We start from the raw sequence: 24,160 nt of genomic DNA, 5'->3' as shown, positions 1-24,160 counted from the left end.
CGTTGTCCCGCCATGAGGAACTTGGCGTCATCGGCTGGCGACATGACCGGGGCCGGGTACCCATGGGCCCATGACAGGAGTGGTTCAGGCGGGCCGGTGAGGGCTGGTGGCGGGTTCTGCGCTGCTTCTGAGGGCGGTGCCGGTGGCGGTGGCGCTGGTGGGGTTCGGGTTGCGGGCGCCGCAGAAGGCGATCGCGGCAGTGATGGCCTTCGGGGCCGGCGTGCTGCTGTCAGCGGTCGGTTTCGAGCTGGTCGGGGAAGCCTACGAGCAGGCAGGACTGGCGCCGACGGCCATCGGCACGCTGGCCGGTGTCGTGGTTTACACGGCGGGCGACATGTGGCTGGCCCGGCGCGGTGCCCGCCACCGCGAGCGCTCCGGCCACCACCGGGACCAGGCACGGCCCTCCAAGGACCAGCAGAACGGTTCGGGACTCGCGCTGGCCTTCGGTGCCCTGCTCGACGGCGTTCCGGAGTCGGCGGTCATCGGCGTGAGCCTGCTCGACGGCGGAGCAGTGAGTCCGGTGACCGTGGCGACGCTGTTCGTCAGCAATGTTCCCGAAGGGCCGTCCAGCTCGGCGGGGATGAAGAAGGCCGGCCGTAGCAGGGCGCACGTCTTCGGGGCGTGGGGTGCCGTCGCCGCAGCGAGCACCCTTTCGGCGGTCCTCGCGACGGTCGCCGACACGATGATCCCCGAGGCGTTCGAGGAAGCCCACCTGGCCATCGGACTGGTCACGGTCAGCAGCTTCCTGGTCTCCTGCGCCCCTCCCACACCTGACGGCTCACAGGCGACCGCTTCACCGTGGTGCCCGCGGTGCCCGTGGTGAAGCGGTGCTCCTCACGGCCTGCGCCAGTCGTCGCTGTCCAGGTGGGATCCGGCCTGCGGGCCCATGCGCAGCATGCCGCCGTCCACCGCCCATGAGGCTCCTGTCGTGTAGGACGCGTCCGTCCCGGCGAGGAAGGCGATCACGGCGGCGACCTCTCTGGCGTCACCCGGCCGGCCCAGCGGGATACCGGGGCGGCGTTCCTCGGTCACGTCCGTGTCCTCCTGACCGGTCATGGGCGTGGCGATCTCACCGGTCATGGGCGTGGCGATCTCACCGGGTGCCACCGCGTTGACCGTGATCCCGTGCTCGGCCAGCTCCAGCGCCATCACCTGCGTCAGCAGCCCCAGGCCGGCCTTGGCCGCGCAGTACGGCGCGGCTCCCACGCGCGGCTGGTGCTCGTGCACGGACGTGACGTTCACGATCCGCCCTCCCCCGCCCCGCGCGATCATGTGGCGCGCGGCCCGCTGGGAGCACAGGAACGGTCCGACCAGGTCCACATCCAGAACCTGCTGCACCGTCTCGTGGTCGATGTCGAGGAAGGGGGTGGACGTACCGGTCCCCGCGTTGTTGACCAGGACGTCGACCGCTCCCAGCTTCTCCACCAGGGCGTCGATGACGTCCGCGGCGCGGGACGGGTCTGTCAGGTCCTGGTGCGCGTGGACGGCCCGGCGGCCGTGGGACCGTACCTCGGCAGCGGTCTCCTCGGCGCCCTGTGCGTCGCTGTGCCAGGTGATACCGACGTCCATGCCGGCCGCAGCCAGCCGTACGGCGGTGGCCCGGCCGATTCCCGAGTCCCCTCCCGTGATCAGTGCCACGGGTACACGCGTGGGGTCTGGCATGTCGTTCATGAGTTCTCCGTACGTTCTCGAAGGCCCCGGAAGGGCCGGACGCGCTGCTGGGGCGGGTACGTCGGTCTCCGGTCACGGTCCGGCTGCCGGCGCACTCGGTGGGCAAGTTCCCCGAGCAGGGCAACCGGAACGCGCCAGATCGCCGACGGTCACGAAAGCAACGCCTGAACCGGTCCGCGCCCACGTCGGACCGACCGGTCGGCCGGCCGGCCGTTTGGACCGTCGATCATTTCGATGTGCTTGCGGGCGGGACGTAGGTGTCCTTCGCGGGCGTGGAACCGGCGGGCGGCGGCGAGGGTGGTGTTCCAGCGTTCGTCCTGCGACCGCCGCACCGGCACCGCCACTTCATCGTCCGCGGGTGGTCCGATCGGGCAGTTGAAGGTTCTGGGGGTGTTTCGGGATCCGTGAAGGCGGGAGGGAGCAGAGCAGATCGGGTAGGGAGTGACGGGTGTGGTGGTACGGGTGGTGCGTTCTTTGCCCGCCTCGGGCGCCCGCCTCGGGCGCCCGCCCCGGACGCCCGCCTCGGGCGCCCGCCTCGGGCGCCCGCCCCGGACGCCCGCCCCGGACGCCCGCCTCGGGCGCCCGCCCCGGACGCCCGCCCCGGACGCCCGGCCCGGACGCCCGGCCGGGAGAGCGCGGCAGGGAGAGCGCGGCAGGGCGTCCGGGGCGGAGGCAGGGATGTTCTGCGGGTCAGCTCGAGGTGCTCTGCCTCGTCACTCCGGCTGTGTCACGGTCAGGGACCATCGGATGTTCTGCGATGAGGCATCGACACCGATGCTGAAGGAGCCCGGCCGCACGATGCCGGCTTCCATGACCACCGAGCCTGTTCCGGCGGTTCCGACGGGGCAGTCGACCGGGAACGCGGCGACTTCCGTGCCCTGCGACTGCATCGTCACCTGCACGTCGCCACCGCCTTCGCAGGCCACCGTAAGGACGGTCGGCAGTCTGTCCCACGCACCACCCGAGGCGACTCCGCCATCACCGATCTATTCTTCCACCCAAACCAAACCGTCCGGACCGGGATGGGGCAGCAGGGGATCGGTGACCGCGGCTGCGGGCCCTGCGGTGCCGCCCGTCAGCGCGCAGAGCGTCATCGCTGTCACCAGCAGGGCTTTCCTCGTCCGGTTCATACCTACTCCTCGCCGATCTGTCATGGATGCCACAGTCTGGCGGGGTGATTGCCCCCGGACCTGAGTACGCGTACCCAGGCACCGGCAAGTCGGCCGGAAACGGACGGCTTGCCGACTGCAACTGACCGCGCGAGCGGGCCCTGGCCGGGCCGGCACCGACGGTCTCTGTCAGGGTTGGGCAGCATCCGCCAGGGGGAGCCTGTGTCCTGCGGACCGCTGACCGACGCGGAACCCCTGTGGTGTAGCGGCCGTTGTTCGAGAGCCGGAGAAACTTCAGGGATGGAGTTGATGCACGGTGGAACGACGCATGCCGGTGGCGACGCACTGGGGCAGTTTTGTAGCCGTGGTCGATTCGGGTCAGCTGGTGCGCATTGAACCCCGGGGTGATGACCCCGCGCCGTCGCCGATCGGCCCGGGCATGGTGAGGGCTGCCGAGGACGGTGCGCGTGTGCTGCGTCCCGCGGTGCGCAAAGGGTGGCTCAATGGCTTGCCGCGCGCCGATGAAACAGCCCGAGGTGCGGACGCCTTCGTGGAGGTCGGCTGGGACGACGCGCTCACGTTGGTGAGCGAGGAATTGCGCCGGGTGCGCGCACAGCACGGGGACAGCGCGGTGTTCGGCGGCTCGTACGGCTGGGCCAGTGCGGGCGGGTTCCATAATGCGCAGGGTCAGCTCCAGCGGTTCCTGGCGTTGGGCGGGGGCTACACCGACTCGCGCAACACGTACAGCACCGCCGCTCTTGAGGTCATCCTTCCGCATGTGATCGGCGGTGCTCCGTGGAGCTACCAGTCCCGGATGCCGATGTGGGACGAGATCGCCGAGAGTTGTGAGCTGGTGGTGGCGTTCGGAGGGCTGGCTTTGAAGAACAGCCAGGTCAATCCTGGCGGGCTGGCCCGGCACCGGACGCGGGACCTGCAGCGGGGGTGCCGTGCGGCCGGGGTGCGGTTCGTGAACGTCAGCCCGATCCGCAGCGACACCGCCGACTTCCTCGACGCCGAGTGGCTGCCGGTCATCCCCAACACCGACACCGCCCTGATGCTCGGCATCGCGCACACGATGCTGGTCAACGACTGGCACGACGAGGACTTCCTCACCCGCTGCTGCGTGGGGTTCGACCGCTTCGCCTTTTACCTGACCGGCGACGTGGACGGCGTCGTCAAGGACGCCGACTGGGCCGCGAGGATCACGGGCATCAGCCGCGACACGATCTCCGATCTCGCCCGCCGCCTGTGCGCACAGCGTTCCCTCATCATGGTCAACTACGCCATTCAGCGGGCGGACCACGGTGAGCAGCCGATCTGGATGTCGGTCGTACTGGCGGCCATGGCGGGTTCGCTGGGCCGGCCCGGCTGCGGCTGGGGCGCGGGCTACGCAACGATGGACGCGACCGGTGTCGCCCCGGGCCGCCCGTCTGTGGCGTCGATGCCGCGGGTGGCGAACCCTGTTGCGGACTTCATTCCGGTCGCCCGGATCGCCGACACCCTGCTGGAACCGGGCGCGACCATCGACTACGACGGTCAGCGCCTGACCCTGCCGGACCTGCGCCTGATCTACTGGTGCGGAGGAAATCCTTTCCACCACCACCAGGACCTCCACCGCCTCACCCGGGCCTGGCAGCGCCCGGACACGGTGGTGGTCCATGAAGCCTGGTGGAATACCACGGCGAAGTTCGCCGACATCGTGCTTCCCGTCGCGACCAGCCTGGAGCGTGACGACTTCGCCGCGGGGTTCTCCGACCCTCACCTCGTCGCCATGCCGAAGGTCCGCGAGCCGGCCGGCGAGGCACGTACCGACCACCGGATCTTCGCCGCTCTGGCTGCCCGGCTCGGCTTTGAGCGCGAGTTCACCCAGGCGCGTTCCGAGATCGAGTGGGTCCGGCACCTCTACGTCCAGACACGGGCGAACCTCGGCGACGACGCGGCCCTGCCGGACTTCGACGACTTCTGGCAACGCGCCTCCGGTGTCGAACTGCCGGCACTCAGCGGGCCGTTTCCTGGCAGCTTCGAAGCGCTGCGCTCCGATCCGCAGACCTTCCCCCTGACGACGCCGTCGGGCCGGATCGAGATCTTCTCCGAGGAGATCGACTCGTTCGGCTACGACGACTGCACCGGACATCCGACGTGGTTCGAACCCGTGGAGTGGCTTCGCGCCGGCCTGGCGGACCGCTTCCCGCTGCACCTGATCTCGAATCAGCCTGCCTCACGCCTGCACAGCCAGTACGACAACGGTGGCCACAGCCTCAAGTCGAAGATCCACGGCCGCGAACCCGTAACGATCAACCCGCAGGATGCGGCCTCACGCGGTATCGAGAACGGCATGATCGTCCGCGTCTTCAACGACCGGGGCAGCTGCCTGGCGGGCGCGATCCTGTCGGACGCCGTGATGCCCGGAGTCATCCAGCTGTCCACCGGAGCGTGGTGGGACCCGGCCCAGCCGGGCCGGAGCGGAACCTTGGACCGCCACGGCAACCCCAACACCCTCACCGGGGACCGCGGGTGCTCGCGTCTGTCCCAGGGACCCAGCGCGCACAGCGCTCTCGTCGACGTCGAGGTCTACGACGGGCCGGTCGAGGAGGTACTCGCCTTCACACCACCACACCTCGAACACTGAAACGAAGCCAACTCGACGACGGGCGAGTTTGCCGTGTTCACCTTCGTCGGGCGCGCGGGCGGCAAATCCGACCGGCGCCCAGCCTCCCCTCGGACGTTTGCTTCACCGTAACCGCGTGAATACGGTGCGCAGTTATGACTGCACTACAAGATCTCAAGTACGGCCAGTGGTTCAGGGGCGCCGATGTCGACGGCGACGGGTTCATTACCCAGCACGACGTCCGCAAGATGAGCGAGCGCTACATCAGCGCCCGCGAGACCAGCCCAGATGCCGAGACCGTCCGCCGGCTCACCGAGGGGATGGACCAGTTCTGGTCGAACGTCATCGCCCCGATGGATCAGGACGGTGACGGGAAGGTCGATGTGCGGGAGATGACCGAAGGCTTCAAGAGTGCCCTGACCGACCGCGCGCTCTACCCGCAGCAGATTGCGCCGGTCACCAACTGCTTCTTCGACCTCGTCGACCTCAACGGAGACGGCAAGATCGACCAGGCCGAGTTCCAGCGGATGTTCGACTCGGTCGCCGCCGTCCCCGGTGAGGACTGCGCCGCCGTTTTTGCCGCTCTGGACCTCGATGGTTCCGGCGGACTGGACCGTGACGAGTTCCACCAGGCACTCGAAGAGTTCTTCTACGGCAACGACCCCGGCGCTCCCGCCAACCACATCTTCGGCAAGATCACCGCCTGACGGTCCCCGGATACCCCTCCGGACCTGCGCTCGTGCCAGGGACTGCAAGACGTTCGGCTCTTCCAGGAATTTCGTAGGCGCTGATCGTCCCGGTGTCCGGTTTCGGTTGGACAGGACGATCTGGCGCAGGAGGCGGTGGCCGGCGCGTCCGTACACCAGGAGCTTGGGGAGTTCGATCTGTGTGCGGGAGCCTTCGGTGCGGCCGTTGTGCCACGACAGGGTGAGGACGGCATCGACAGCGGCATGGTCATCTCAGGGCAGGCGCCGGTGAGTGACGGCAACGCCTGGATCTTCGGTGTGGTTCTTTGTGGCGGGCGTAGCGCTTGACCGTGTTGAGCGACACGTCAAGGCGGCGGGCGCAGGCAAGCAGGCCGACGTCCTGGCCGGGGAGGTCATGCACCTGCCGTCATCGCTCAGGGGGCAGGGGAGTGAGTTCTCCCTGCCCCCGGGCCGGAGGCCGGCGGGTCCGTCGTGACCTCGGCGCGGTGGCTCGGGCGCTCCTCGCCCACGATCACCCTCGGTTACCATGGATCGCTCGGGGAGCAGGGAGAACTGCATGCCGGTCGGAACTCCCCGGATTCTGCCCAGGGCCGCTGACGGGCGATTTCCGCTTTGGTTACCATTCGGAGGCGGCCATGGATTGTAAGGTTACATAGATGGGTGACCCGAGAAAATGCTGAGAGAGGTCACCGCGACCCGCTATGTCACACCCCTGCGTGAGGGCGGCTCGTTGCCGGGGCTCGTCGAGGCGGACGATCTCGGTACGTACGTCGTGAAGTTCACGGGCTCCGCGCAGGGGCACAAGGCGCTGGTCGCCGAGGTGATCGTGGGCGAGCTGGCCCGCGCCCTGGGGCTGCGGTTCCCCGAACTGGTGCTGGTCCACTTCGACCCGGCGGTCGCCGCCCACGAGCCGCACCAGGAGGTCCAGGACCTGCTCCGGGCCAGCGCCGGGCTCAACCTCGGCATGGACCACCTGCCGGGCGCCCGGGACTTCACGCCCGAGGTCGCGGCGGAGTTCGGCGTGGACCCCTTGGAGGCCGGCCGGATCGTCTGGCTGGACGCCCTCACGGTCAACGTGGACCGCACGACGCACAGCTCGAACCTGATGATCTGGCCCACCCTCGGCGTCGCGCCGCCGAGACTGTGGCTGATCGACCACGGCGCCGCCCTGGTTTTCCACCACCGCTGGGACGCGTCGTCACCGGAGAAGGCGTACGACTTCCGGCGGCACGCGCTCGGCGGCCACACCCCCGACACCCGGGCGGCCGACGCCGAGCTGGCGCCCAGGGTGACGGAGGACCTGCTGCGCGCGATCACCGCGCAGGTACCCGACGCCTGGCTCGCCGACGAGCCGGGGTTCACCGGCCCCGACGAGGTCCGCGAGGCGTACGCCGGCTACCTCCTCGCCCGGGCCCGCGCCTCCGCGGCCTGGCTCCCCACGGACTTCCCCACCCGCGCACAGCTCGCGGACGAGGACGCGCACCGGGCCGCGCAGACCCGGCAGGGCCGCCCGGACTGGCTCAGGCAAGTCCCCGACCTGCACGGCGAACCGGCGGCGGAACAGGATTGGTCGGTGCACCTCGGATGACCACGGACAGCACACCCGCGACACCCCCCGGCCGGCCGCACCGGGTGCAGATCGAGTACTGCACCCGGTGCCGCTGGCTCCCCCGGGCCGTCTGGCTCGCCCAGGAACTGCTCACCACCTTCGAGCAGGAGCTGACCGAGCTCTCGCTCAAGCCCGGCACCGGCGGGATCTTCGTCGTACGCGTCGACGACGAGGTGGTCTGGGACCGCCGCGAGCAGGGCTTCCCCGAGCCGACGGCCGTCAAGCGCCTGGTACGCGACCGAGTGGCCCCGGACAGGTCCCTGGGCCACTCGGAGGGGTAGTGCCTCTCCCGCGTACCGCTCAGCCGGTCAGCTGCTCGTAGGCCGGCAGGGTCAGGAAGTCCGCGTAGTCCTCGTCGAGCGCGACCGTCAGCAGCAGGTCGTGGGCCTGCTGCCAGCGGCCGGCCGCGAAGGCCTCCTCGCCCAGGTCGGCGCGGAGGTCCGCCAGTTCCCGGGCCGCGATCTCGCGGGCCAGTTCCGGCGTCGCCCGCACGGTCCTCCCGTCGTGCTCGAACTCGACGCCCGCGTTGATCCACTGCCAGATCTGCGAGCGCGAGATCTCCGCCGTGGCCGCGTCCTCCATCAGGTTGAAGATCGCGACGGCGCCGAGACCGCGCAGCCACGCCTCGATGTAGCGGATGCCGACCTGGACGGCGTTGACCAGTCCGTCGTACGTGGGGGCGGCGTCGAGGGAGTCGACGGCGATGAGGTCGGCGGCCTTCACGTCGACGTCCTCGCGCAGCCGGTCCTTCTGGTTCGGCCGGTCGCCGAGAACCGCGTCGAAGGAGGCCATCGCGATGGGGACGAGGTCGGGGTGCGCGACCCAGGAGCCGTCGAAGCCGTCGGCCGCCTCCCGGTCCTTGTCGGCCTTGACCTTCTCGAAGGCGACCTTGTTGACCTCCTCGTCCCGCCGGGAGGGGATGAACGCCGCCATGCCGCCGATCGCGTGCGCCCCGCGCCGGTGGCAGGTGCGCACGAGCAGTTCGGTGTACGCGCGCATGAACGGGGCCGTCATCGTCACCGCGTTGCGGTCCGGCAGGACGAACTTGCGCCCGCCGTCACGGAAGTTCTTGACGATGGAGAAGAGGTAGTCCCAGCGGCCCGCGTTCAGCCCCGAGGCGTGGTCGCGCAGTTCGTAGAGGATCTCCTCCATCTCGTACGCCGCGGTGATCGTCTCGATCAGGACGGTCGCGCGGATCGTGCCCTGCGGGATGCCGACGTGGTCCTGCGCGAAGACGAACACCTCGTTCCACAGGCGCGCCTCCAGGTACGACTCCGTCTTCGGGAGGTAGAAGTACGGGCCCTTGCCGAGGTCCAGCAGACGCTGCGCGTTGTGGAAGAAGTACAGGCCGAAGTCGACGAGCGCGCCCGGGACCGGGGTGCCGCCGGCGTCCACCAGGTGCCGCTCGTCCAGGTGCCAGCCGCGCGGGCGCATGACGACCGTCGCCAGCTCCTCCGGAGCCTTCAGGGCGTACGACTTGCCGGTGCGCTCGTCCGTGAAGTCGATGCGGCGACGGTAGGCGTCACTCATGTTCACCTGACCGAGGATCACGTTCTCCCAGGTGGGCGCCGAGGCGTCCTCGAAGTCCGCGAGCCACACCCTGGCGCCCGAGTTGAGGGCGTTGACGGCCATCTTGCGGTCGGTGGGCCCGGTGATCTCGACCCGGCGGTCGTTCAGCGCCTCCGGCGCCGGAGCCACCCGCCAGGAGTCGTCCGCGCGGACGGCCGCGGTCTCCGGGAGGAAGTCGAGGGTGGAGGTACGGGCGATCTCGGCGCGGCGTTCGGCGCGGCGGGCGAGGAGCTCGTTGCGCCTGGGGGTGAACCGCCGGTGCAACTCGGCGACGAAGGCGAGAGCCTCGTCGCCGAGGGCCTCCTCCTGCCGGGGCAGGGGCTCGGCGTCGACGATGGCCAGCGGGGACGGCGCTGGTGCGGACATGAGCTGTCACTTCCTTCAGCGAGCGTGGCACCGGGTGCCAGTCGACCGGGTACGGCGGTGAGCGCCCGGTGAGGGGCCGGACGCTTCTGAGCAGTGGATACTAGTTTCCTCATGGTGGAAGTTCAATGTTTTGTTGATGTCGAGATTCTCCGGATCGAGGGAAGGTGGCGCTCGGTGCCACCGCCCTCACCCGAGGTGTCGTTCGAGACGGGCGAGGTCCGCCACCGTGTCGATGTCGTAGGGGTCGGCCACGTCCGCGCACTCGACGAGCGCGATCGCGTCCGCGTGCGCCTTCAGGTACGCGCGTGCCCCCTGGTCGCCGGTCGCAGTCGCGGCGATGCCCGCCCAGTGGTCCGCGCCGAGCAGCACGGGGTGACCGCGCCGCCCCTCGTACGCGGCCGAGGCGAGCGTCGCGGGGGAGTCGTACGCGGCCACCAGCCGGGCCGCCGCCTCGGCGCCGATGCCGGGCTGGTCGACCAGCGAGACCAGGACGGCCCGCGCCCCGGTACCCCGCAAGGACTCCAGCCCGGCCCGCAGCGAGGACCCCATGCCCCGCTCCCACTCCGGGTTGTCCACCAGCACGCACCCGGGCAGGACCGCCCGCTCCCGCACGGTGTCCGCCCGTGCTCCCAGCACCACGTGGACGCGGGTGCACCCGGCCTCGCGCAGCACCCCCGCCGCGTACTCCACCAGGGGGCGCCCCCGGTGTTCGAGGAGGGCCTTGGGGCGTCCGCCGAGGCGCCGGCCGCCGCCCGCGGCGAGCAGGAGTCCGGCCACCGGGCCGTAGTCGTCCGTCATCCCCCCTGCATACCCGACCCGCGGGTGAGAACAGGGTGTCCGGGGTCTGAATTTCGGTCCGTGTGGTGGCGCCCGGCACACCGGGTGGCGTTTACTGGCCCGCGTCCCCGGCGCCCGACCAGCGTCACGGGACGGTCGGGCGGGGAGCGGTGACGGCGTGCGCGATCACGGCGCACAAGGGGAGAGCTGTGTTGCGGAGCTTGGGGCAGAGGTCGGTGGCCGGCAGCGAAGAGGATCCGAGAGTGGCGGAGCTGAAGACCGCCGTGTCCAGGCTGCGCCGCGAACTCGCCGCGCATCCGGCCGAGTTACCGGACCGCGGTATCGCGGAGGACGAACTCGCGGCGCTCGCCGCGATGGCCGGCGGCGGTCTCCCCGAGACTCCGCGCCTGCGCCGCTCGCTGCTCCTGGTCGCCGGTTCCATCGGCTCGGTCAGCGCGCTGGCCGCGGGGCTCGCCGCGGTACGCGGCGCGATCGAGCTGTTCGGCGAACCGCCGCAGCACTGAGACGGACCGGACCGGACCGAAGTGACTGGTCGGCCGTTCCGCGCGGGTCCTTCCAGGTCCCTTCGGATCCTTCCAGGTCCCTTCAGGTTGCTCCAGGTCTGTTCAGGTCTGTTCAGGTCGACGGGCCCGAGCTGGCCAGCGCCTCCGACAGCTCCACCGCGACCTGTTGCAGCACGGGCACGATCCGTTCGGTGGCCGCCTCCGTGACGCGGCCGGCCGGACCGGAGATCGAAATGGCCGCTGCGGTGGGGGAGTCGGGCACGGGGACGGCGAGGCAGCGGACGCCGATCTCCTGTTCGTTGTCGTCCACCGCGTAACCGGTGCGGCGCACCTCCTCGAGCGCGCTCAGGAACGCGTCCGCGGTGGTGATCGTCTTGTCCGTCGCGGCGGGCATACCGGTACGGGACAGGAGGGCGCGCACCTCGTCGGCCGGGGTGTGCGCGAGCAGCGCCTTGCCCACGCCCGTGGAGTGCGGCAGCACCCGGCGGCCCACCTCGGTGAACATCCGCATGGAGTGCTTGGACGGCACCTGGGCCACGTACACGATCTCGTCGCCGTCGAGCAGCGCCATGTTCGCCGTCTCGCCGGTCTCCTCGACCAGGCGGGCCAGGTAAGGGCGGGCCCAGGTGCCGAGCAGCCGGGACGCCGACTCGCCGAGCCGGATCAGCCGCGGGCCGAGCGCGTACCGCCGATTGGTCTGCTGGCGTACGTAACCGCAGACCACGAGCGTGCGCATCAGGCGGTGGATGGTGGGCAGCGGCAGCCCGCTGCTCGCGGAGAGCTCGCTCAGGCCGACCTCGCCGCCCGCGTCCGCCATCCTCTCCAGCAGGTCGAAGGCGCGCTCGAGGGACTGGACGCCACCGCCGGCGGCGGCCGGTTTGGCGGCGGCTTCGGCGGGGGCGTCGCTGGCGCTGGACGTCGGCACGGGCGCGGTCCTTTCAGACGGGCAAGCAGGTGGGAAGCCTACCCGGCGGTTGATTGACCGCATGGCGGTGATTGACTAAATTCTGCTGTATGAAAGTAAATTTCCGCTGCGTGGAAGTATAGAGGCGGGACCGGCTCTTGACGGGGCGGAGTGCGGAGTGAAGACTCCTTCAACAGAACGTTGAATTCCGTTACGTGCAGGTAAACGGCGGAAGGAAGACGTCCGGTACGGAAGACGTCCGGTACGGAAGGGGTCTAGGTGTCCGACGACGGTCCGGTCGAACTGGTCCTGCGCTCGACGCGCGTCATCACTCCCGAGGGGACGCGCGCGGCCTCCGTCGCCGTCGCGGCGGGGACGATCACGGCCGTGCTCGCGCACGACGCCGAGGTGCCGGCCGGGGCCCGGCTGGAGGACTTCGGTGACGACGTCCTGCTGCCCGGGCTCGTCGACACCCACGTGCATGTCAACGACCCGGGCCGCACCGAGTGGGAGGGCTTCTGGACCGCCACGCGCGCCGCGGCGGCCGGCGGCATCACGACGCTGGTCGACATGCCCCTCAACTCCCTCCCGCCGACCACGACGGCCGACCACCTCCGTACGAAGAAGGACGTCGCCCGCTCCAAGGCGCACATCGACATCGGGTTCTGGGGCGGCGCCCTGCCCGACAACCTCAAGGACCTGCGGCCGCTGCACGACGCGGGGGTCTTCGGTTTCAAGGCGTTCCTGTCGCCGTCCGGGGTCGACGAGTTCCCCGAGCTGGACCAGGAGCAGCTCGCGCGGTCCCTCGCGGAGATCGCCGGCTTCGGCGGGCTGCTGATCGTCCACGCCGAGGACCCGCACCACCTGGCGGCGGCTCCGCACAGGGGCGGCCGCAGGTACGCCGACTTCCTGGCCTCACGGCCGCGCGACGCCGAGAACACCGCCGTCGCGAACCTGATCGCCCAGGCCGGGCGGCTCGACGCGCGCGTCCACGTCCTGCACCTGTCGTCCAGCGACGCGCTGCCGCTCATCGCGGCCGCCAAGCGCGAGGGCGTACGTGTCACGGCGGAGACCTGCCCGCACTACCTGACCCTCACCGCCGAGGAAGTCCCGGACGGGGCCAGCGAGTTCAAGTGCTGCCCGCCCATCCGCGAGGCCGCGAACCAGGATCTGCTGTGGCAGGCGCTGGCCGACGGCACGATCGACGTCGTGGTCACCGACCACTCGCCGTCGACGGCCGACCTCAAGACCGACGACTTCGCCACCGCGTGGGGCGGCATCTCGGGGCTGCAGCTCAGCCTGTCGGCCGTCTGGACCGAGGCCCGCAGGCGCGGACACGGCCTGGAGGACGTGGTCCGCTGGATGTCCTCGGGCACGGCCCGCCTCGTCGGCCTCGACGACCGCAAGGGCGCCATCGCGGCCGGCCTCGACGCCGACTTCGCGGTCCTCGCGCCCGACGAGACGTTCACCGTCGACCCCGCCGCGCTCCAGCACCGCAACCGCGTCACCGCGTACGCGGGCCGGACCCTGCACGGTGTGGTCCGCTCCACCTGGCTGCGCGGCGAACGCGTCATGTCGCAGGGCGGGTTCACCGAACCGAGGGGCCGGCTCCTGTCCCGCCGGACCGACCGGAGGTGACCCTGCGGACCGGCCGGGGGTGACGCTCCGGACCGGCCGGAGGTGACCCTGCGGACCGGCCGGAGGCGATCCGCCCGCGTGCGCCTCCGGCCGTCCGCATCCGCGGCGGCGCCGACCCCGCCCCGGACCCGGACCCGGACTCCGATCCCGATCCCGATCCCGATCCGGACCCGGACCCGGACTCCGATCCCGATCCGGACCCGGACTCCGATCCCGATCCGGACCTAGACCCCGCCCCCGAAAGGAAGACCTGATCACGTGACCGAGCAGCAGCGATCCCCTTTGGCTCGTTTCACCGGCGACGCGAACCCCTACGGAGGCGGTGACCCGTACGCGGACCACCGCACCGCCGACTTCCCCTTCACCCAGTACGCCAACCTCGCCGACCGGCAGCTCGGCGCCGGGGTCGTCGCCGCCAACGACGAGTTCTTCGCCCAGCGCGAGAACCTGCTGCTGCCCGGGCCCGCCGAGTTCGACCCCGAGCACTTCGGCCACAAGGGCAAGATCATGGACGGCTGGGAGACCCGGCGCCGGCGCGGTGCCCGTGCCGACCATCCGTGGCCCACCGCCGACGACCACGACTGGGCGCTGGTCCGCCTCGGTGCCCCCGGTGTCGTACGCGGCGTCGTCGTCGACACCGCCCACTTCCGGGGCAACTACCCGCAGGCCGTGTCCGTCGAGGGCGTCTCGGTACCCGGCTCCCCGTCCCCCGAGGAGCTCCTCGCGGACGACGTCAAGTGGACCACCCTCGTCCCGCGTACGGAGGTCGGCGGCCACGCCGCCAACGGGTTCGCCGTCGACGTGGAGCAGCGTTTCACCCACCTGCGCGTCAACCAGCACCCCGACGGCGGCATCGCGCGCCTGCGTGTGTACGGCGAGGTCGTACCGGACCCGCGGTGGCTGTCGGTCCTCGGTACCTTCGACGTGGTCGCCCTGGAGAACGGCGGCCAGGTCGAGGACGCGTCCAACCGCTTCTACTCGCCCCCCACCAACACCATCCAGCCGGGGCGTTCGCGCAAGATGGACGACGGCTGGGAGACCCGGCGGCGGCGCGACCGGGGCAACGACTGGATCCGCTACCGGCTCGTGGCGCGGTCCGAGATCCGTGCGGTCGAGATCGACACGGCGTACCTGAAGGGCAACGCGGCGGGGTGGGCGGCCGTTTCGGTGCGGGACGGTTCGGACGGGGAGTGGACGGAGGTCCTGCCCCGGACGCGGCTGCAGCCGGACACGAACCACCGGTTCGTGCTCGACGCGGCGGCCGTCGGGACGCACGCGCGTGTCGACATCTACCCCGACGGCGGGATCTCCCGGCTGCGGCTGTTCGGCGCCCTGACGGACGACGGCGCGGACCGGCTGGCCGCCCGCCACCAGGAACTCGGCGGCTGACCCGGCGGGGTTTGACCGCCCCCGCCGCCCCTTCCCTCCCCACTCTCGGCTTCGCTCGACCGGGGGGGGACCCCATCGTCCCTGGGGGCTGCGCCCCCGGACCCCCCTGTCGCGCTGGCGCGCTCGTCCTCAAACGCCGGACGGGCTGACATGGTCAGCCCGTCCGGGGCACCGCCCAGCGGTGGTCGGGGGCGGGAGAACTCCCCGGCCCGCCTTCGCGCTGTCCGCGACCGCGCGACGGAAGTCCCCGAACGGCACGGCGGACCGCGCCGAAAGTCTGCCGTGCCCCGACTTCGGTCGCGGACCGCGTCCGCGGGGCGGTGCGCGCGGCCGGTGCTGCGTAGATTTGCCGATCGTGAGCCGTACCGAGCCGCCGCAGCAGCAGTCCCCGAACCTCCCGGTCCGCCGGTGGTTCCTGCCGTCGGCCGTCACCTCGGCCCTCGATCCGGACCACACCGACCGCAAGGGCCGCCCCCGGCGCACCGCGCGGGACTGGGCCGTCGACCTCGCCTGCTTCCTGCTCGCCGTCGCGGTGGGCCTCCTCGGCGCGGACCAGACGAACGGCGACCCGAACATCCCGCACGCCGTGGAGGTCCTCGACCAGTGGCTCGGCGCGTTCGCCTGCGCGGCCGTCTGGCTCAGACGGCGCTGGCCGGTCGGCCTCGCGGTGGCGATGGTCCCGGTCTGCTTCCTCTCCAACACCGCGGGTGGCGCGGGGCTCGTCGCCCTGTTCACGCTCGCCGTGCACCGGCCCTTCAGGTACGTCGCCTGGGCGGGCGGCGCGCAGCTCGCGCTGCTCCCTTTCTTCTTCTGGTGGCGCCCCGACACCGACCTGCCGTACGCCGTGGTCGTGGGCCTCGGCGTACTGCTGGCGCTCGCCGTGGTCAGCTGGGGGATGCTCGCGCGGTCCAAGCGGCAGCTCATGCTGAGCCTGCGCGACCGCGCGCGGCGGGCGGAGACCGAGGCGGCGCTGCGGGCCGAGCAGGCGCAGCGGCTGGCCAGGGAGGCGATCGCACGCGAGATGCACGACGTGCTCGCCCACCGGCTGACCCTGCTCAGCGTGCACGCCGGCGCGTTGGAGATCCGGCCGGACGCCCCCAGGGCGGAGGTGGCGCGGGCGGCCGGGGTGATCCGGGAGAGCGCGCACGAGGCCCTGCAGGACCTGCGGGAGATCATCGGGGTGCTGCGGGCCGCGGGCGACGACGACGAGGCCGGACGCCCGCAGCCGACGCTCGCCGCGCTGGAGGGGCTGGTCGCCGAGAGCCGGGAGGCCGGCATGAAGGTCACACTCGACAATCAGGTGGTCGACGCGGCCGCCGTCCCGGCCTCGGTGGGCCGCACCACCTACCGCATCATCCAGGAGTGCCTGACCAACGCCCGCAAGCACGCCCCCGGCGCGGAGGTCACGGTCACCGTGTCCGGCGCCCCGGGCACCGGTCTCACCCTCCGCGTACGCAACCCGCCGCCACCCGGTGACGTCCCCCCTGTCCCGGGCTCCGGCCAGGGTCTGATCGGCTGCGCCGAGCGGGCCACGCTGACCGGCGGGCATCTGGACCACGGGGTCGAGGCGGGCGGCGGCTTCCTCGTGCACGCCTGGCTGCCCTGGAACTGAAAGGGGAGCCGTGCCCTCGGTGCGCCTCAACTACCGTGTGCGCATGACTCCGATCCGGCTGCTCCTCGTCGACGACGACCCGCTGGTCAGGGCCGGCCTCTCCCTCATGCTGGGCGGCGCCGACGACCTCGAGATCGTGGGCGAGGCCGCCGACGGCAGTGAGGTCGAGGCCGCCGTGGACCGTACCCGCCCCGACGTCGTGCTCATGGACATCAGGATGCCGACGGTGGACGGCCTGACCGCCACGGAAAGGCTGAGGGCCCGCGAGGACGCGCCCGAGGTCATCGTCCTGACCACGTTCCACGCCGACGAGCAGGTGCTGCGGGCCCTGCGCGCGGGCGCCGCCGGATTCGTCCTCAAGGACACCCCGCCCGCGGAGATCCTGGACGCCGTGCGACGGGTCGCGGCCGGTGATCCCGTGTTCTCGCCCACGGTGACCCGGCAGCTGATGGCACACGCCGCCGGGAGCGGGCCCGGCAACCGGCGTACGAGTGCCCGTACGCGGGTCGCCGCGCTCAACGACCGCGAACGCGAGGTCGCCGTGGCCGTCGGCCGGGGCCGCTCGAACGCCGAGATCGCGGCCGGACTGTTCATGAGCGTGGCCACCGTCAAGACCCACGTCTCCCGGATCCTGGCCAAGCTCGCCCTCAACAACCGCGTGCAGATCGCCCTGCTGACCTACGACGCGGGCCTCCTGGAGCAGGACGACCGCTGAAAGGCCGGGGCGCGGCCCCGCCTTTCAGGGGCGCGGGGAACTGCGCGACCGGCCGCGACGGCGCCGCAGCCGACCACGCACGCACCCCGTCCCCCGGAGGGGTCAGTCGCGCCCGCCCGGGATCTCCGCGAGCGGAACCGACCGCCGCCCCCGCCGGGACACCTCGCAGGCTTCGGCGATCCGCAGCGCGTGCAGCGCCTCGCGCCCGTCGCACGGATTGGCCCGCTCCCCGCGCACCACCTCCACGAACGCGTGCAGCTCGGCCTCGTACGCCGGGCCGAACCGTTCGAGGAACCCCGTCCACGGCTTGGTCGCGGCGGGCGGCCCCGCCGGTTCCGTGGAGGTGATCGGCGTCCGGTCGTCGAGCCCGGCCCCGATCTGGTCCAGCTCCCCGGCCAGCTCCATGCGGACGTCGTACCCGGCGCCGTTCATCCGGGTCGCCGTGGCCGTCGCGAGCACGCCGTCGTCCAGAGTGAGGACGGCCGCCGCCGTGTCGATGTCGCCGGCCTCGCGGAACATCGCGGGCCCGGCGTCCGACCCCATCGCGCAGACCTCGGTGACCTCGCGCCCGGTCACCCACCGCAGCATGTCGAAGTCGTGCACCAGCGTGTCCCGGTACAGGCCGCCGGAGAGCGGCAGGTGCTCGGCCGGCGGCGGAGACTGGTCGGACGTCATCGCCCGCACGGTGTGCAGCCGGCCGAGCCGGCCGGAGCGCACCGCCTCGCGCGCGGCCGTGTAACCGGAGTCGAAGCGCCGCTGGAAGCCCATCTGCAGGATCGTTCCGGCGGCTTCCACCTCCGCGATGGCCGTGAGGGTGCCCGCCAGGTCGAGGGCGATGGGCTTCTCGCAGAACACGGGCAGGCCGGCCCGTGCCGCCCGGCCGATCAGTTCGCCGTGTGCCGAGGTGGCCGCGGTGATGACCACGGCGTCCACCCCCCAGGTGAAGATCTCGTCCACGCCGGGTGCCGCGGTGGCACCTAAGCGGTCCGCGAGCCGGCGGGCTCGCGCGGGGTCCGCGTCCGTGACGATGAGGGAGCCGCCCACCTCGCGGTGGCGGCTGAGGGCGGTCGCGTGAAATGTACCGATACGACCCGTCCCGATGAGTCCGATGCGCATGGGACAAAGTTGAGGGCGGATCCTACACCCTGTCAACTCTTTGTCCGGACAACCGAACCTCACAACTTCCCGTCATCATGCACCGGAGTTACGCTCGGCCCCGTGCCCAAACCAGATGTGGACCCGACCGCGCCGCTCCAGCTCAGCGTCGACCGGAACAGCCCGGTGCCGCTCTACTTCCAGCTGGCCCAGCAGCTCGAAGCGGCGATCGAGCGGGGCGCCCTGACCCCGGGCAACCTCCTGGGCAACGAGATCGAGCTGGCCGCACGCCTGGGCCTGTCCCGTCCCACGGTCCGCCAGGCCATCCAGTCACTGGTCGACAAGGGCCTCCTCGTACGCCGCCGGGGCGTCGGCACCCAGGTCCTGCACAGCCAGGTCAAGCGCCCCCTGGAACTGAGCAGCCTCTACGACGACCTGGAGGCGGCCGGCCAGCGTCCGACGACCCGCGTCCTCGTCAACACCGTCGTCCCCGCCTCGGCGGAGGTGGCGGCCTCGCTCTCGGTGGCGGAGGGCAGCGAGGTGCACCGGGTGGAGCGGCTGCGCCTGGCCCACGGCGAGCCGATGGCGTACCTCTGCAACCATCTGCCCCTCGGCCTGCTGGAGCTGGACAGCGCGCAGCTGGAGGCCACCGGCCTGTACCGGCTGATGCGTGTCGCGGGCATCACACTCCACAGCGCCCGCCAGTCCGTCGGCGCGCGCGCCGCCACCGTCCCGGAGGCCGAGCGCCTCGACGAGCCGGCGGGCGCCCCGCTGCTCACCATGCAGCGCACCACCTTCGACGACACGGGCCGCGCCGTCGAGTTCGGCTCCCACACCTACCGCGCCTCGCGCCACTCCTTCGAGTTCCAGCTCCTCGTACGCCCCTGAGCTGGTACGACTCGACGGCCGCCCGCGCCGTCGCCGGGGGCTCCCCTGCCCGGACGCGCGGCGGCACCGAGGGCCCCGCTGTCCGGAATCCTTCCCTCCGTATCCGATACTTGGTTGTTCCATGCATCGGTGGACCGGTCGGCGGACGTATCGGCGGACGCACCGGCAGCAAGAAGGGCACGGCCTCGTGGCACGGTTTCGGACCTGGGTCAGCATCGCGTTGGCAGGGGCGCTGGGCGCATCCCTGGCCGGATGCAGCAGCACCGGCGGAAAGCGGGCCGAGGACGCCCGCAAGGCGGCGTCGGTCCGGGGCGGGGCCGCGGTGGACACGCCCCGCTGGACCGTCGCGATGATCACGCACTCCGGCGACGGCGACACCTTCTGGGACATCGTCCAGAGCGGCGCCCAGCAGGCCGCCGACAAGGACAACATCAAGTTCCTGTACTCGCACGACGACGAGGGCCAGCAGCAGGCACAACTGGTGGACGCGGCCGTGGACAAGGGCGTCGACGGCATCGTCGTCACGCTCGCCAAGCCCGACGCCATGAAGAGCGCAGTCGCCCGCGCCGTGAAGGCCGGCATCCCCGTGATCACCGTGAACTCCGGCTCCAAGGAGTCCAAGGCCTTCGGCGCGCTCACCCACATCGGCCAGGACGAGACGATCGCCGGTGAGGCCGTCGGCGACGAGCTGAACGGCCGCGGCCGCAAGAAGGCCCTCTGCATCCTGCACGAACAGGGCAACGTCGGCCACGAGCAGCGCTGCGCGGGCGTGCGGAAGACCTTCGACGGCACCGTCCAGAACCTCTACGTCGAGGGCACCGACATGTCCGCCGTCCAGTCCTCCATCGGCGCCAAGCTCCAGGCCGACCCGTCCGTCGACGCCGTCGTCACCCTCGGCGCGCCCTACGCGGACACCGCCGTCAAGGCCCGCGAGGACGCCGGCAGCAAGGCCGAGGTCGACACCTTCGACCTGAACGCCAAGGTCGCCGCCGCGCTCGAGGACGGCACCCTGGGCTTCGCCGTCGACCAGCAGCCCTACCTCCAGGGGTACGAGGCCGTCGACCTGCTCTGGCTGCACAAGTACAACGCCGACACCCTCGGCGGCGGCCGGCCCGTCCTCACCGGGCCGCAGATCGTCACCAAGGACCAGGCCGCCGAGCTCAAGGACTACGCGGACCGGGGGACCCGATGACGGCGACGGCCCCCACGGCGGACGAACGGCTGCTGCGGACCTCACCGCTGCGCAGGCTGCTGGGCCGGCCCGAGCTCGGCTCGGTGGTCGGCGCGCTCGCCGTCTTCCTCTTCTTCGCGCTGGTCGCGGACGGTTTCGTCCGGGCGGCAGGGCTCAGCACCGTGCTGTACGCGGCCTCCACGATCGGCATCATGGCGGTACCCGTCGCGCTGCTGATGATCGGCGGCGAGTTCGACCTGTCCGCGGGCGTCATGGTGACGTCGTCCGCACTGATCTCGTCGATGTTCAGTTACCGGATGACCGCGAACGTCTGGGTCGGCGTCGGCGTGTCGCTCCTGGTCACGCTCGCGATCGGCTTCTTCAACGGCTTCATGCTGACCCGCACCGGGCTGCCGAGCTTCATCATCACGCTCGGCACCTTCCTCATGCTGACCGGCCTGAACCTCGGCTTCACCAAGCTGATCAGCGGCACCGTCTCCACGAAGACGATCGCCGACATGGAGGGCTTCCCGTCCGCCAGGGCGCTCTTCGCGTCCGTCCTCACCGTCGGCGGCGTCGACTTCAAGGTCACCATCGTGTGGTGGCTCGGCCTGGTGGCACTCGCCTCCTGGATCCTGCTGCGCACCCGCGTCGGCAACTGGATCTTCGCCGTCGGCGGCGGGAAGGAGGCGGCCCGCGCGGTCGGCGTCCCCGTCGACGCGACCAGGATCGGCCTCTACACGGGGGTGGCCTTCGCCGCCTGGATCGCCGGACAGCACCTGCTCTTCTCCTTCGACGCCGTCCAGTCCGGCGAGGGCGTCGGCAAGGAGCTGACGTACATCATCGCGGCCGTCATCGGCGGCTGCCTGATCACCGGGGGATACGGTTCCGCCATCGGCTCGGCGGTCGGCGCGCTGATCTTCGGCATGACGGACAAGGGCATCGTGTTCGCCGAGTGGAACCCCGACTGGTTCAAGTTCTTCCTCGGGGCGATGCTGCTCCTCGCGACCCTGCTGAACGCCTGGGTCCGCAAGCGGGCGGAGGCCACGGCATGACGCGGTCCACCGGGAGCACGCCGCTGGTCGAGCTCGACGACGTCAGTAAGTACTACGGCAACGTCCGCGCCCTGGAGGGCGTGTCGCTGGAGGTCCACGCGGGGGAGATCACCTGCGTCCTCGGCGACAACGGCGCCGGCAAGTCGACGCTGATCAAGATCATCGCCGGGCTGCACCAGCACGACACCGGCACCTTCCGCATCGAGGGCGAGGACAGCCGCCCGGCGTCCCCGCGCGAGGCCCTGGACCACGGGATCGCCACCGTCTACCAGGACCTCGCCGTCGTCCCCCTGATGCCGGTCTGGCGCAACTTCTTCCTCGGCTCCGAGCCGCGCAAGGGCTCCGGGCCCTTCAAGCGTCTGGACGTCGACCTCATGCGCCGCACGACCCACGCGGAACTGCTGCGCATGGGCATCGACCTGCGCGACGTCGACCAGCCCATCGGCACCCTCTCGGGCGGTGAGCGCCAGTGCGTGGCGATCGCCCGCGCCGTCCACTTCGGCGCCAAGGTCCTCGTCCTGGACGAGCCCACCGCCGCGCTGGGCGTGAAGCAGTCCGGAGTGGTCCTCAAATACGTGGCCGCCGCACGCGACGCGGGCCTGGGGGTCGTCCTCATCACCCACAACCCCCACCACGCCTACCTCGTCGGCAACCGCTTCGTCCTCCTCAAGCGCGGCACGATGGTCGGCAACCACACCCGCGACGACATCACCCTGGAGGACCTGACCCGCCAGATGGCGGGCGGCGACGAACTGGACGACCTGCGCCACGAGCTGGAGAGCGGCCCCGTCTGAGACACGCCCGCACCGGGGCGTCCCCGAGGAGCGCGGGGAACGGCGCGACCAGCCACGACGCGCCCGCGGCTGACAGCAGACGGGTCACGACCCGGGGCGGCCGAGCGCAGCGAAGGACGCCGCCGTGCAGCCCAGCGGCGGCGTGCGGCAGAATCGGCGCGATGAGCACCTACCGCGACCTCGCCCTGCCCAGGGCGCTCGGCTCCGCCAGAGCCGCGGGCGCCCCCATCGGCTCCCGCCGTGCCACCGTCCTGCGCACCGTGGGCACGCGTGAGCGCCGTTCCCACCTGACGGCGCCGCGCGTCCCCACCGTCGGCATCGACATCGGCGGTACGAAGGTGATGGCGGGCGTCGTCGACGCGGACGGCAACATCCTGGAGAAGGTCCGCACCGAGACCCCCGACAAGTCCAAGAGCCCCAAGGTCGTCGAGGACACCATCGTCGAACTGGTCCTGGACCTCTCCGACCGGCACGACGTGCACGCGGTCGGCATCGGCGCGGCCGGCTGGGTCGACGCGGACCGCAACCGCGTCCTGTTCGCGCCCCACCTGTCGTGGCGCAACGAACCCCTCAGGGACCGTATCGCCGGACGCCTCGCCGTCCCCGTGCTGGTCGACAACGACGCCAACACGGCCGCCTGGGCGGAATGGCGCTTCGGCGCGGGCCGCGGCGAGGACCACCTCGTCATGATCACGCTGGGCACCGGCATCGGCGGCGCCATCCTGGAGGACGGGCAGGTCAAGCGCGGCAAGTTCGGCGTGGCGGGCGAGTTCGGCCACATGCAGGTCGTGCCCGGCGGCCACCGCTGCCCGTGCGGCAACCGCGGCTGCTGGGAGCAGTACAGCTCCGGCAACGCCCTGGTCCGCGAGGCCCGCGAGCTCGCCGCCGCCGACTCCCCGGTGGCGTACGGGATCATCGAGCACGTCAAGGGCAACATCGCCGAGATCACCGGCCCGATGATCACCGAGCTGGCCCGCGAGGGCGACGCGATGTGCATCGAACTGCTCCAGGACATCGGCCAGTGGCTCGGCGTCGGCATCGCGAACCTCGCGGCCGCCCTCGACCCCTCCTGCTTCGTCATCGGCGGCGGCGTCAGCGCGGCCGACGACCTGCTCATCGGCCCCGCGCGGGACGCCTTCCGCCGCCAGCTGACCGGTCGCGGCTACCGCCCCGAGGCCCGGATCGCCCGCGCCCAGCTCGGCCCCGAGGCGGGCATGGTCGGCGCCGCGGACCTCGCCCGGCTGGTCGCCCGCCGCTTCCGGCGCGCCAACCGGCGCCGGGTCGAGCGCTACGAACGCTACGAGCGGTACGCCGAGTCGCGGCACGAGGCCCAGGAGACCCTGTGACGGCCGCACTGCCGCGCCAGGCCCCGCCCCCGGACGAGCCGCCGCGCCCGCCCGAGGACCCGGGGCACCGGATCCGCCGCCGCGCCCTGACGCTGCTGATCATCGTGCTGCTCATCGGTGTCCCGGCCGGCTACCTGGTGATCTCCGCCAACCAGAGCCGGGACAGCGGCAAGGACAAGGAGGCGAAGTACTCGGCGACCGGCCTGACACCGGGCTGGCCCTCCCGCGTCCAGCGCCGCCTGTACCAGGTGCCCGTCCCGGGCTACTCGGCCGAGGTCGCGTACTACGAGACGAACAACTGGAAGACCAGCCGCCTCTACGTGCAGTTCCTCACCAGCGACGAGGGCCTGGAGAAGTTCCTCAGGACCATCGGCACCAGCCTCGACGCGCTGGAGAAGGACGACATCGCCATCAGCGCCCGCGACCGGCGGGTCGTCGGCTGGGAGTTCACCGGACCCGGTCCGTGGTCGGGCCTCGACCACGAACGGAAGAACCCGACGCCCACCCACCACATCGTCGTGGACTGGTCGAAGCCCGGTCATCCCATGGTCTACGTGGTCTCCAGAACGACGCCCTGACCGCCCCCGCCCCGCCGCCGGACCGCGATGTCGTA

At 71.4% G+C, this 24,160-nt stretch carries 23 protein-coding genes; 16 read left to right on the top strand and 7 right to left on the bottom strand.

The genetic code is table 11. From position 1 onward, the window contains the following. The first annotated feature begins 103 nt into the window (after positions 1–103). Positions 104–823, top strand: a complete 720-nt coding sequence (locus QFZ75_RS08355; protein WP_307544315.1) for a ZIP family metal transporter — start codon at positions 104–106, stop codon at positions 821–823. A gap of 11 nt (positions 824–834) precedes the next feature. Here QFZ75_RS08355 and QFZ75_RS08350 read toward each other — a convergent pair whose 3' ends face one another. The 3 genes from QFZ75_RS08350 to QFZ75_RS08340 all read right to left on the bottom strand — a co-directional run bounded on the left by QFZ75_RS08350 (position 835) and on the right by QFZ75_RS08340 (position 2,801). After that, complete coding sequence (locus QFZ75_RS08350; RefSeq protein WP_307544313.1) at positions 835–1,662, bottom strand: SDR family oxidoreductase; 828 nt, start codon at positions 1,660–1,662, stop codon at positions 835–837. A 722-nt stretch (positions 1,663–2,384) separates the two neighbouring features. Continuing rightward, positions 2,385–2,597, bottom strand: coding sequence for a hypothetical protein (locus QFZ75_RS08345; RefSeq protein ID WP_307535150.1), 213 nt, complete (start codon positions 2,595–2,597; stop codon positions 2,385–2,387). Between the two features lie 60 nt (positions 2,598–2,657). Then, on the bottom strand, positions 2,658–2,801 hold the full coding sequence (locus tag QFZ75_RS08340) for a hypothetical protein (RefSeq protein WP_307535147.1): 144 nt from the start codon (positions 2,799–2,801) through the stop codon (positions 2,658–2,660). A gap of 307 nt (positions 2,802–3,108) precedes the next feature. On the opposite strand from QFZ75_RS08340, the gene QFZ75_RS08335 reads away from it, so the two are divergent. From QFZ75_RS08335 to QFZ75_RS08320, 4 genes are all read left to right on the top strand, one after another. Further along, positions 3,109–5,409 (top strand): molybdopterin-dependent oxidoreductase, encoded by a 2,301-nt coding sequence (locus tag QFZ75_RS08335; protein ID WP_307535146.1) that lies wholly within the window; start codon positions 3,109–3,111, stop codon positions 5,407–5,409. A gap of 134 nt (positions 5,410–5,543) precedes the next feature. Further along, complete coding sequence (locus tag QFZ75_RS08330; protein WP_307535144.1) at positions 5,544–6,095, top strand: EF-hand domain-containing protein; 552 nt, start codon at positions 5,544–5,546, stop codon at positions 6,093–6,095. A gap of 673 nt (positions 6,096–6,768) precedes the next feature. Then, complete coding sequence (locus QFZ75_RS08325; RefSeq protein WP_307535142.1) at positions 6,769–7,683, top strand: HipA family kinase; 915 nt, start codon at positions 6,769–6,771, stop codon at positions 7,681–7,683. After that, positions 7,680–7,985, top strand: coding sequence for a SelT/SelW/SelH family protein (locus QFZ75_RS08320; RefSeq protein ID WP_307535140.1), 306 nt, complete (start codon positions 7,680–7,682; stop codon positions 7,983–7,985). The genes QFZ75_RS08325 and QFZ75_RS08320 overlap by 4 nt, the downstream gene beginning before the upstream one ends. A 19-nt stretch (positions 7,986–8,004) precedes the next feature. Here QFZ75_RS08320 and aceB read toward each other — a convergent pair whose 3' ends face one another. Then, on the bottom strand, positions 8,005–9,639 hold the full coding sequence (gene aceB / locus QFZ75_RS08315) for a malate synthase A (RefSeq protein WP_307535138.1): 1,635 nt from the start codon (positions 9,637–9,639) through the stop codon (positions 8,005–8,007). 186 nt (positions 9,640–9,825) lie between these two features. Further along, a complete protein-coding gene (locus QFZ75_RS08310; RefSeq protein WP_307535136.1) occupies positions 9,826–10,437 on the bottom strand; it encodes a nucleotidyltransferase family protein in 612 nt (203 codons plus the stop codon). A gap of 188 nt (positions 10,438–10,625) precedes the next feature. On the opposite strand from QFZ75_RS08310, the gene QFZ75_RS08305 reads away from it, so the two are divergent. Then, positions 10,626–10,940 carry a DUF5955 family protein gene (locus QFZ75_RS08305; RefSeq protein ID WP_307535134.1) on the top strand — a complete coding sequence of 105 codons (315 nt, stop codon included), beginning with the start codon at positions 10,626–10,628 and terminating at the stop codon, positions 10,938–10,940. A 112-nt stretch (positions 10,941–11,052) separates the two neighbouring features. Here QFZ75_RS08305 and QFZ75_RS08300 read toward each other — a convergent pair whose 3' ends face one another. After that, positions 11,053–11,865: an IclR family transcriptional regulator gene (locus QFZ75_RS08300; protein WP_307535132.1), complete on the bottom strand. Its 813-nt coding sequence runs from the start codon at positions 11,863–11,865 to the stop codon at positions 11,053–11,055. A gap of 258 nt (positions 11,866–12,123) precedes the next feature. Here QFZ75_RS08300 and allB point away from each other — a divergent pair, with 258 nt between their 5' ends. The 4 genes from allB to QFZ75_RS08280 all read left to right on the top strand — a co-directional run bounded on the left by allB (position 12,124) and on the right by QFZ75_RS08280 (position 17,198). Further along, the gene (gene allB, locus QFZ75_RS08295) at positions 12,124–13,482 is read left to right on the top strand and encodes an allantoinase AllB (RefSeq protein WP_307535131.1); all 1,359 of its coding nucleotides are present in this window, start codon (positions 12,124–12,126) and stop codon (positions 13,480–13,482) included. A 258-nt stretch (positions 13,483–13,740) separates the two neighbouring features. Beyond that, the gene (gene alc, locus QFZ75_RS08290) at positions 13,741–14,871 is read left to right on the top strand and encodes an allantoicase (RefSeq protein ID WP_307535130.1); all 1,131 of its coding nucleotides are present in this window, start codon (positions 13,741–13,743) and stop codon (positions 14,869–14,871) included. Positions 14,872–15,217: 346 nt separating this feature from the next. Then, complete coding sequence (locus QFZ75_RS08285; RefSeq protein ID WP_307535128.1) at positions 15,218–16,483, top strand: sensor histidine kinase; 1,266 nt, start codon at positions 15,218–15,220, stop codon at positions 16,481–16,483. Between the two features lie 43 nt (positions 16,484–16,526). Continuing rightward, on the top strand, positions 16,527–17,198 hold the full coding sequence (locus tag QFZ75_RS08280) for a response regulator transcription factor (RefSeq protein WP_307535127.1): 672 nt from the start codon (positions 16,527–16,529) through the stop codon (positions 17,196–17,198). Between the two features lie 102 nt (positions 17,199–17,300). On the opposite strand, the gene QFZ75_RS08275 is transcribed toward QFZ75_RS08280, so the two are convergent. Further along, a complete protein-coding gene (locus tag QFZ75_RS08275; RefSeq protein WP_307535125.1) occupies positions 17,301–18,314 on the bottom strand; it encodes a Gfo/Idh/MocA family oxidoreductase in 1,014 nt (337 codons plus the stop codon). 117 nt (positions 18,315–18,431) lie between these two features. Between QFZ75_RS08275 and QFZ75_RS08270 the strand changes: the two genes are divergently transcribed. The 6 genes from QFZ75_RS08270 (at position 18,432) to QFZ75_RS08245 (ending at position 24,125) form a co-directional block, all read left to right on the top strand. Beyond that, a complete protein-coding gene (locus tag QFZ75_RS08270; protein ID WP_307544311.1) occupies positions 18,432–19,181 on the top strand; it encodes a GntR family transcriptional regulator in 750 nt (249 codons plus the stop codon). A gap of 187 nt (positions 19,182–19,368) precedes the next feature. Continuing rightward, positions 19,369–20,373 carry a sugar ABC transporter substrate-binding protein gene (locus QFZ75_RS08265; RefSeq protein WP_307535122.1) on the top strand — a complete coding sequence of 335 codons (1,005 nt, stop codon included), beginning with the start codon at positions 19,369–19,371 and terminating at the stop codon, positions 20,371–20,373. Beyond that, complete coding sequence (locus QFZ75_RS08260; RefSeq protein WP_307535119.1) at positions 20,370–21,407, top strand: ABC transporter permease; 1,038 nt, start codon at positions 20,370–20,372, stop codon at positions 21,405–21,407. Before QFZ75_RS08265 ends, QFZ75_RS08260 begins: the two co-directional genes overlap by 4 nt. Next, positions 21,404–22,201, top strand: a complete 798-nt coding sequence (locus tag QFZ75_RS08255) for an ATP-binding cassette domain-containing protein (protein ID WP_307535117.1) — start codon at positions 21,404–21,406, stop codon at positions 22,199–22,201. The genes QFZ75_RS08260 and QFZ75_RS08255 overlap by 4 nt, the downstream gene beginning before the upstream one ends. A gap of 161 nt (positions 22,202–22,362) precedes the next feature. Next, complete coding sequence (locus QFZ75_RS08250) at positions 22,363–23,547, top strand: ROK family glucokinase (RefSeq protein ID WP_307535115.1); 1,185 nt, start codon at positions 22,363–22,365, stop codon at positions 23,545–23,547. Then, the gene (locus QFZ75_RS08245) at positions 23,544–24,125 is read left to right on the top strand and encodes a sugar kinase (protein WP_307535113.1); all 582 of its coding nucleotides are present in this window, start codon (positions 23,544–23,546) and stop codon (positions 24,123–24,125) included. The genes QFZ75_RS08250 and QFZ75_RS08245 overlap by 4 nt, the downstream gene beginning before the upstream one ends. The last annotated feature ends 35 nt before the right edge of the window (positions 24,126–24,160 follow it).

This window comes from Streptomyces sp. V3I8, assembly GCF_030817535.1.
Classification (GTDB): Bacteria; Actinomycetota; Actinomycetes; order Streptomycetales; family Streptomycetaceae; genus Streptomyces.
The sequence above is the reverse complement of the archived record's forward strand: the minus strand, read 5'-3'. Positions and strand labels throughout refer to the sequence as shown.

Excerpts from the sequence above, each read along its gene's own strand:
- QFZ75_RS08335 (WP_307535146.1), top strand. The coding sequence starts at position 3,109 with ATGCCGGTGGCGACGCACTGGGGCAGTTTTGTAGCCGTGGTCGATTCG.
- QFZ75_RS08250 (WP_307535115.1), top strand. The coding sequence starts at position 22,363 with ATGAGCACCTACCGCGACCTCGCCCTGCCCAGGGCGCTCGGCTCCGCC.
- QFZ75_RS08350 (WP_307544313.1), bottom strand. The coding sequence starts at position 1,662 with ATGCCAGACCCCACGCGTGTACCCGTGGCACTGATCACGGGAGGGGAC.
- QFZ75_RS08340 (WP_307535147.1), bottom strand. The coding sequence starts at position 2,801 with ATGAACCGGACGAGGAAAGCCCTGCTGGTGACAGCGATGACGCTCTGC.
- QFZ75_RS08330 (WP_307535144.1), top strand. The coding sequence starts at position 5,544 with ATGACTGCACTACAAGATCTCAAGTACGGCCAGTGGTTCAGGGGCGCC.
- QFZ75_RS08325 (WP_307535142.1), top strand. The coding sequence starts at position 6,769 with ATGCTGAGAGAGGTCACCGCGACCCGCTATGTCACACCCCTGCGTGAG.
- QFZ75_RS08310 (WP_307535136.1), bottom strand. The coding sequence starts at position 10,437 with ATGACGGACGACTACGGCCCGGTGGCCGGACTCCTGCTCGCCGCGGGC.
- QFZ75_RS08260 (WP_307535119.1), top strand. The coding sequence starts at position 20,370 with ATGACGGCGACGGCCCCCACGGCGGACGAACGGCTGCTGCGGACCTCA.
- QFZ75_RS08255 (WP_307535117.1), top strand. The coding sequence starts at position 21,404 with ATGACGCGGTCCACCGGGAGCACGCCGCTGGTCGAGCTCGACGACGTC.
- QFZ75_RS08280 (WP_307535127.1), top strand. The coding sequence starts at position 16,527 with ATGACTCCGATCCGGCTGCTCCTCGTCGACGACGACCCGCTGGTCAGG.
- QFZ75_RS08275 (WP_307535125.1), bottom strand. The coding sequence starts at position 18,314 with ATGCGCATCGGACTCATCGGGACGGGTCGTATCGGTACATTTCACGCG.
- QFZ75_RS08320 (WP_307535140.1), top strand. The coding sequence starts at position 7,680 with ATGACCACGGACAGCACACCCGCGACACCCCCCGGCCGGCCGCACCGG.
- aceB (WP_307535138.1), bottom strand. The coding sequence starts at position 9,639 with ATGTCCGCACCAGCGCCGTCCCCGCTGGCCATCGTCGACGCCGAGCCC.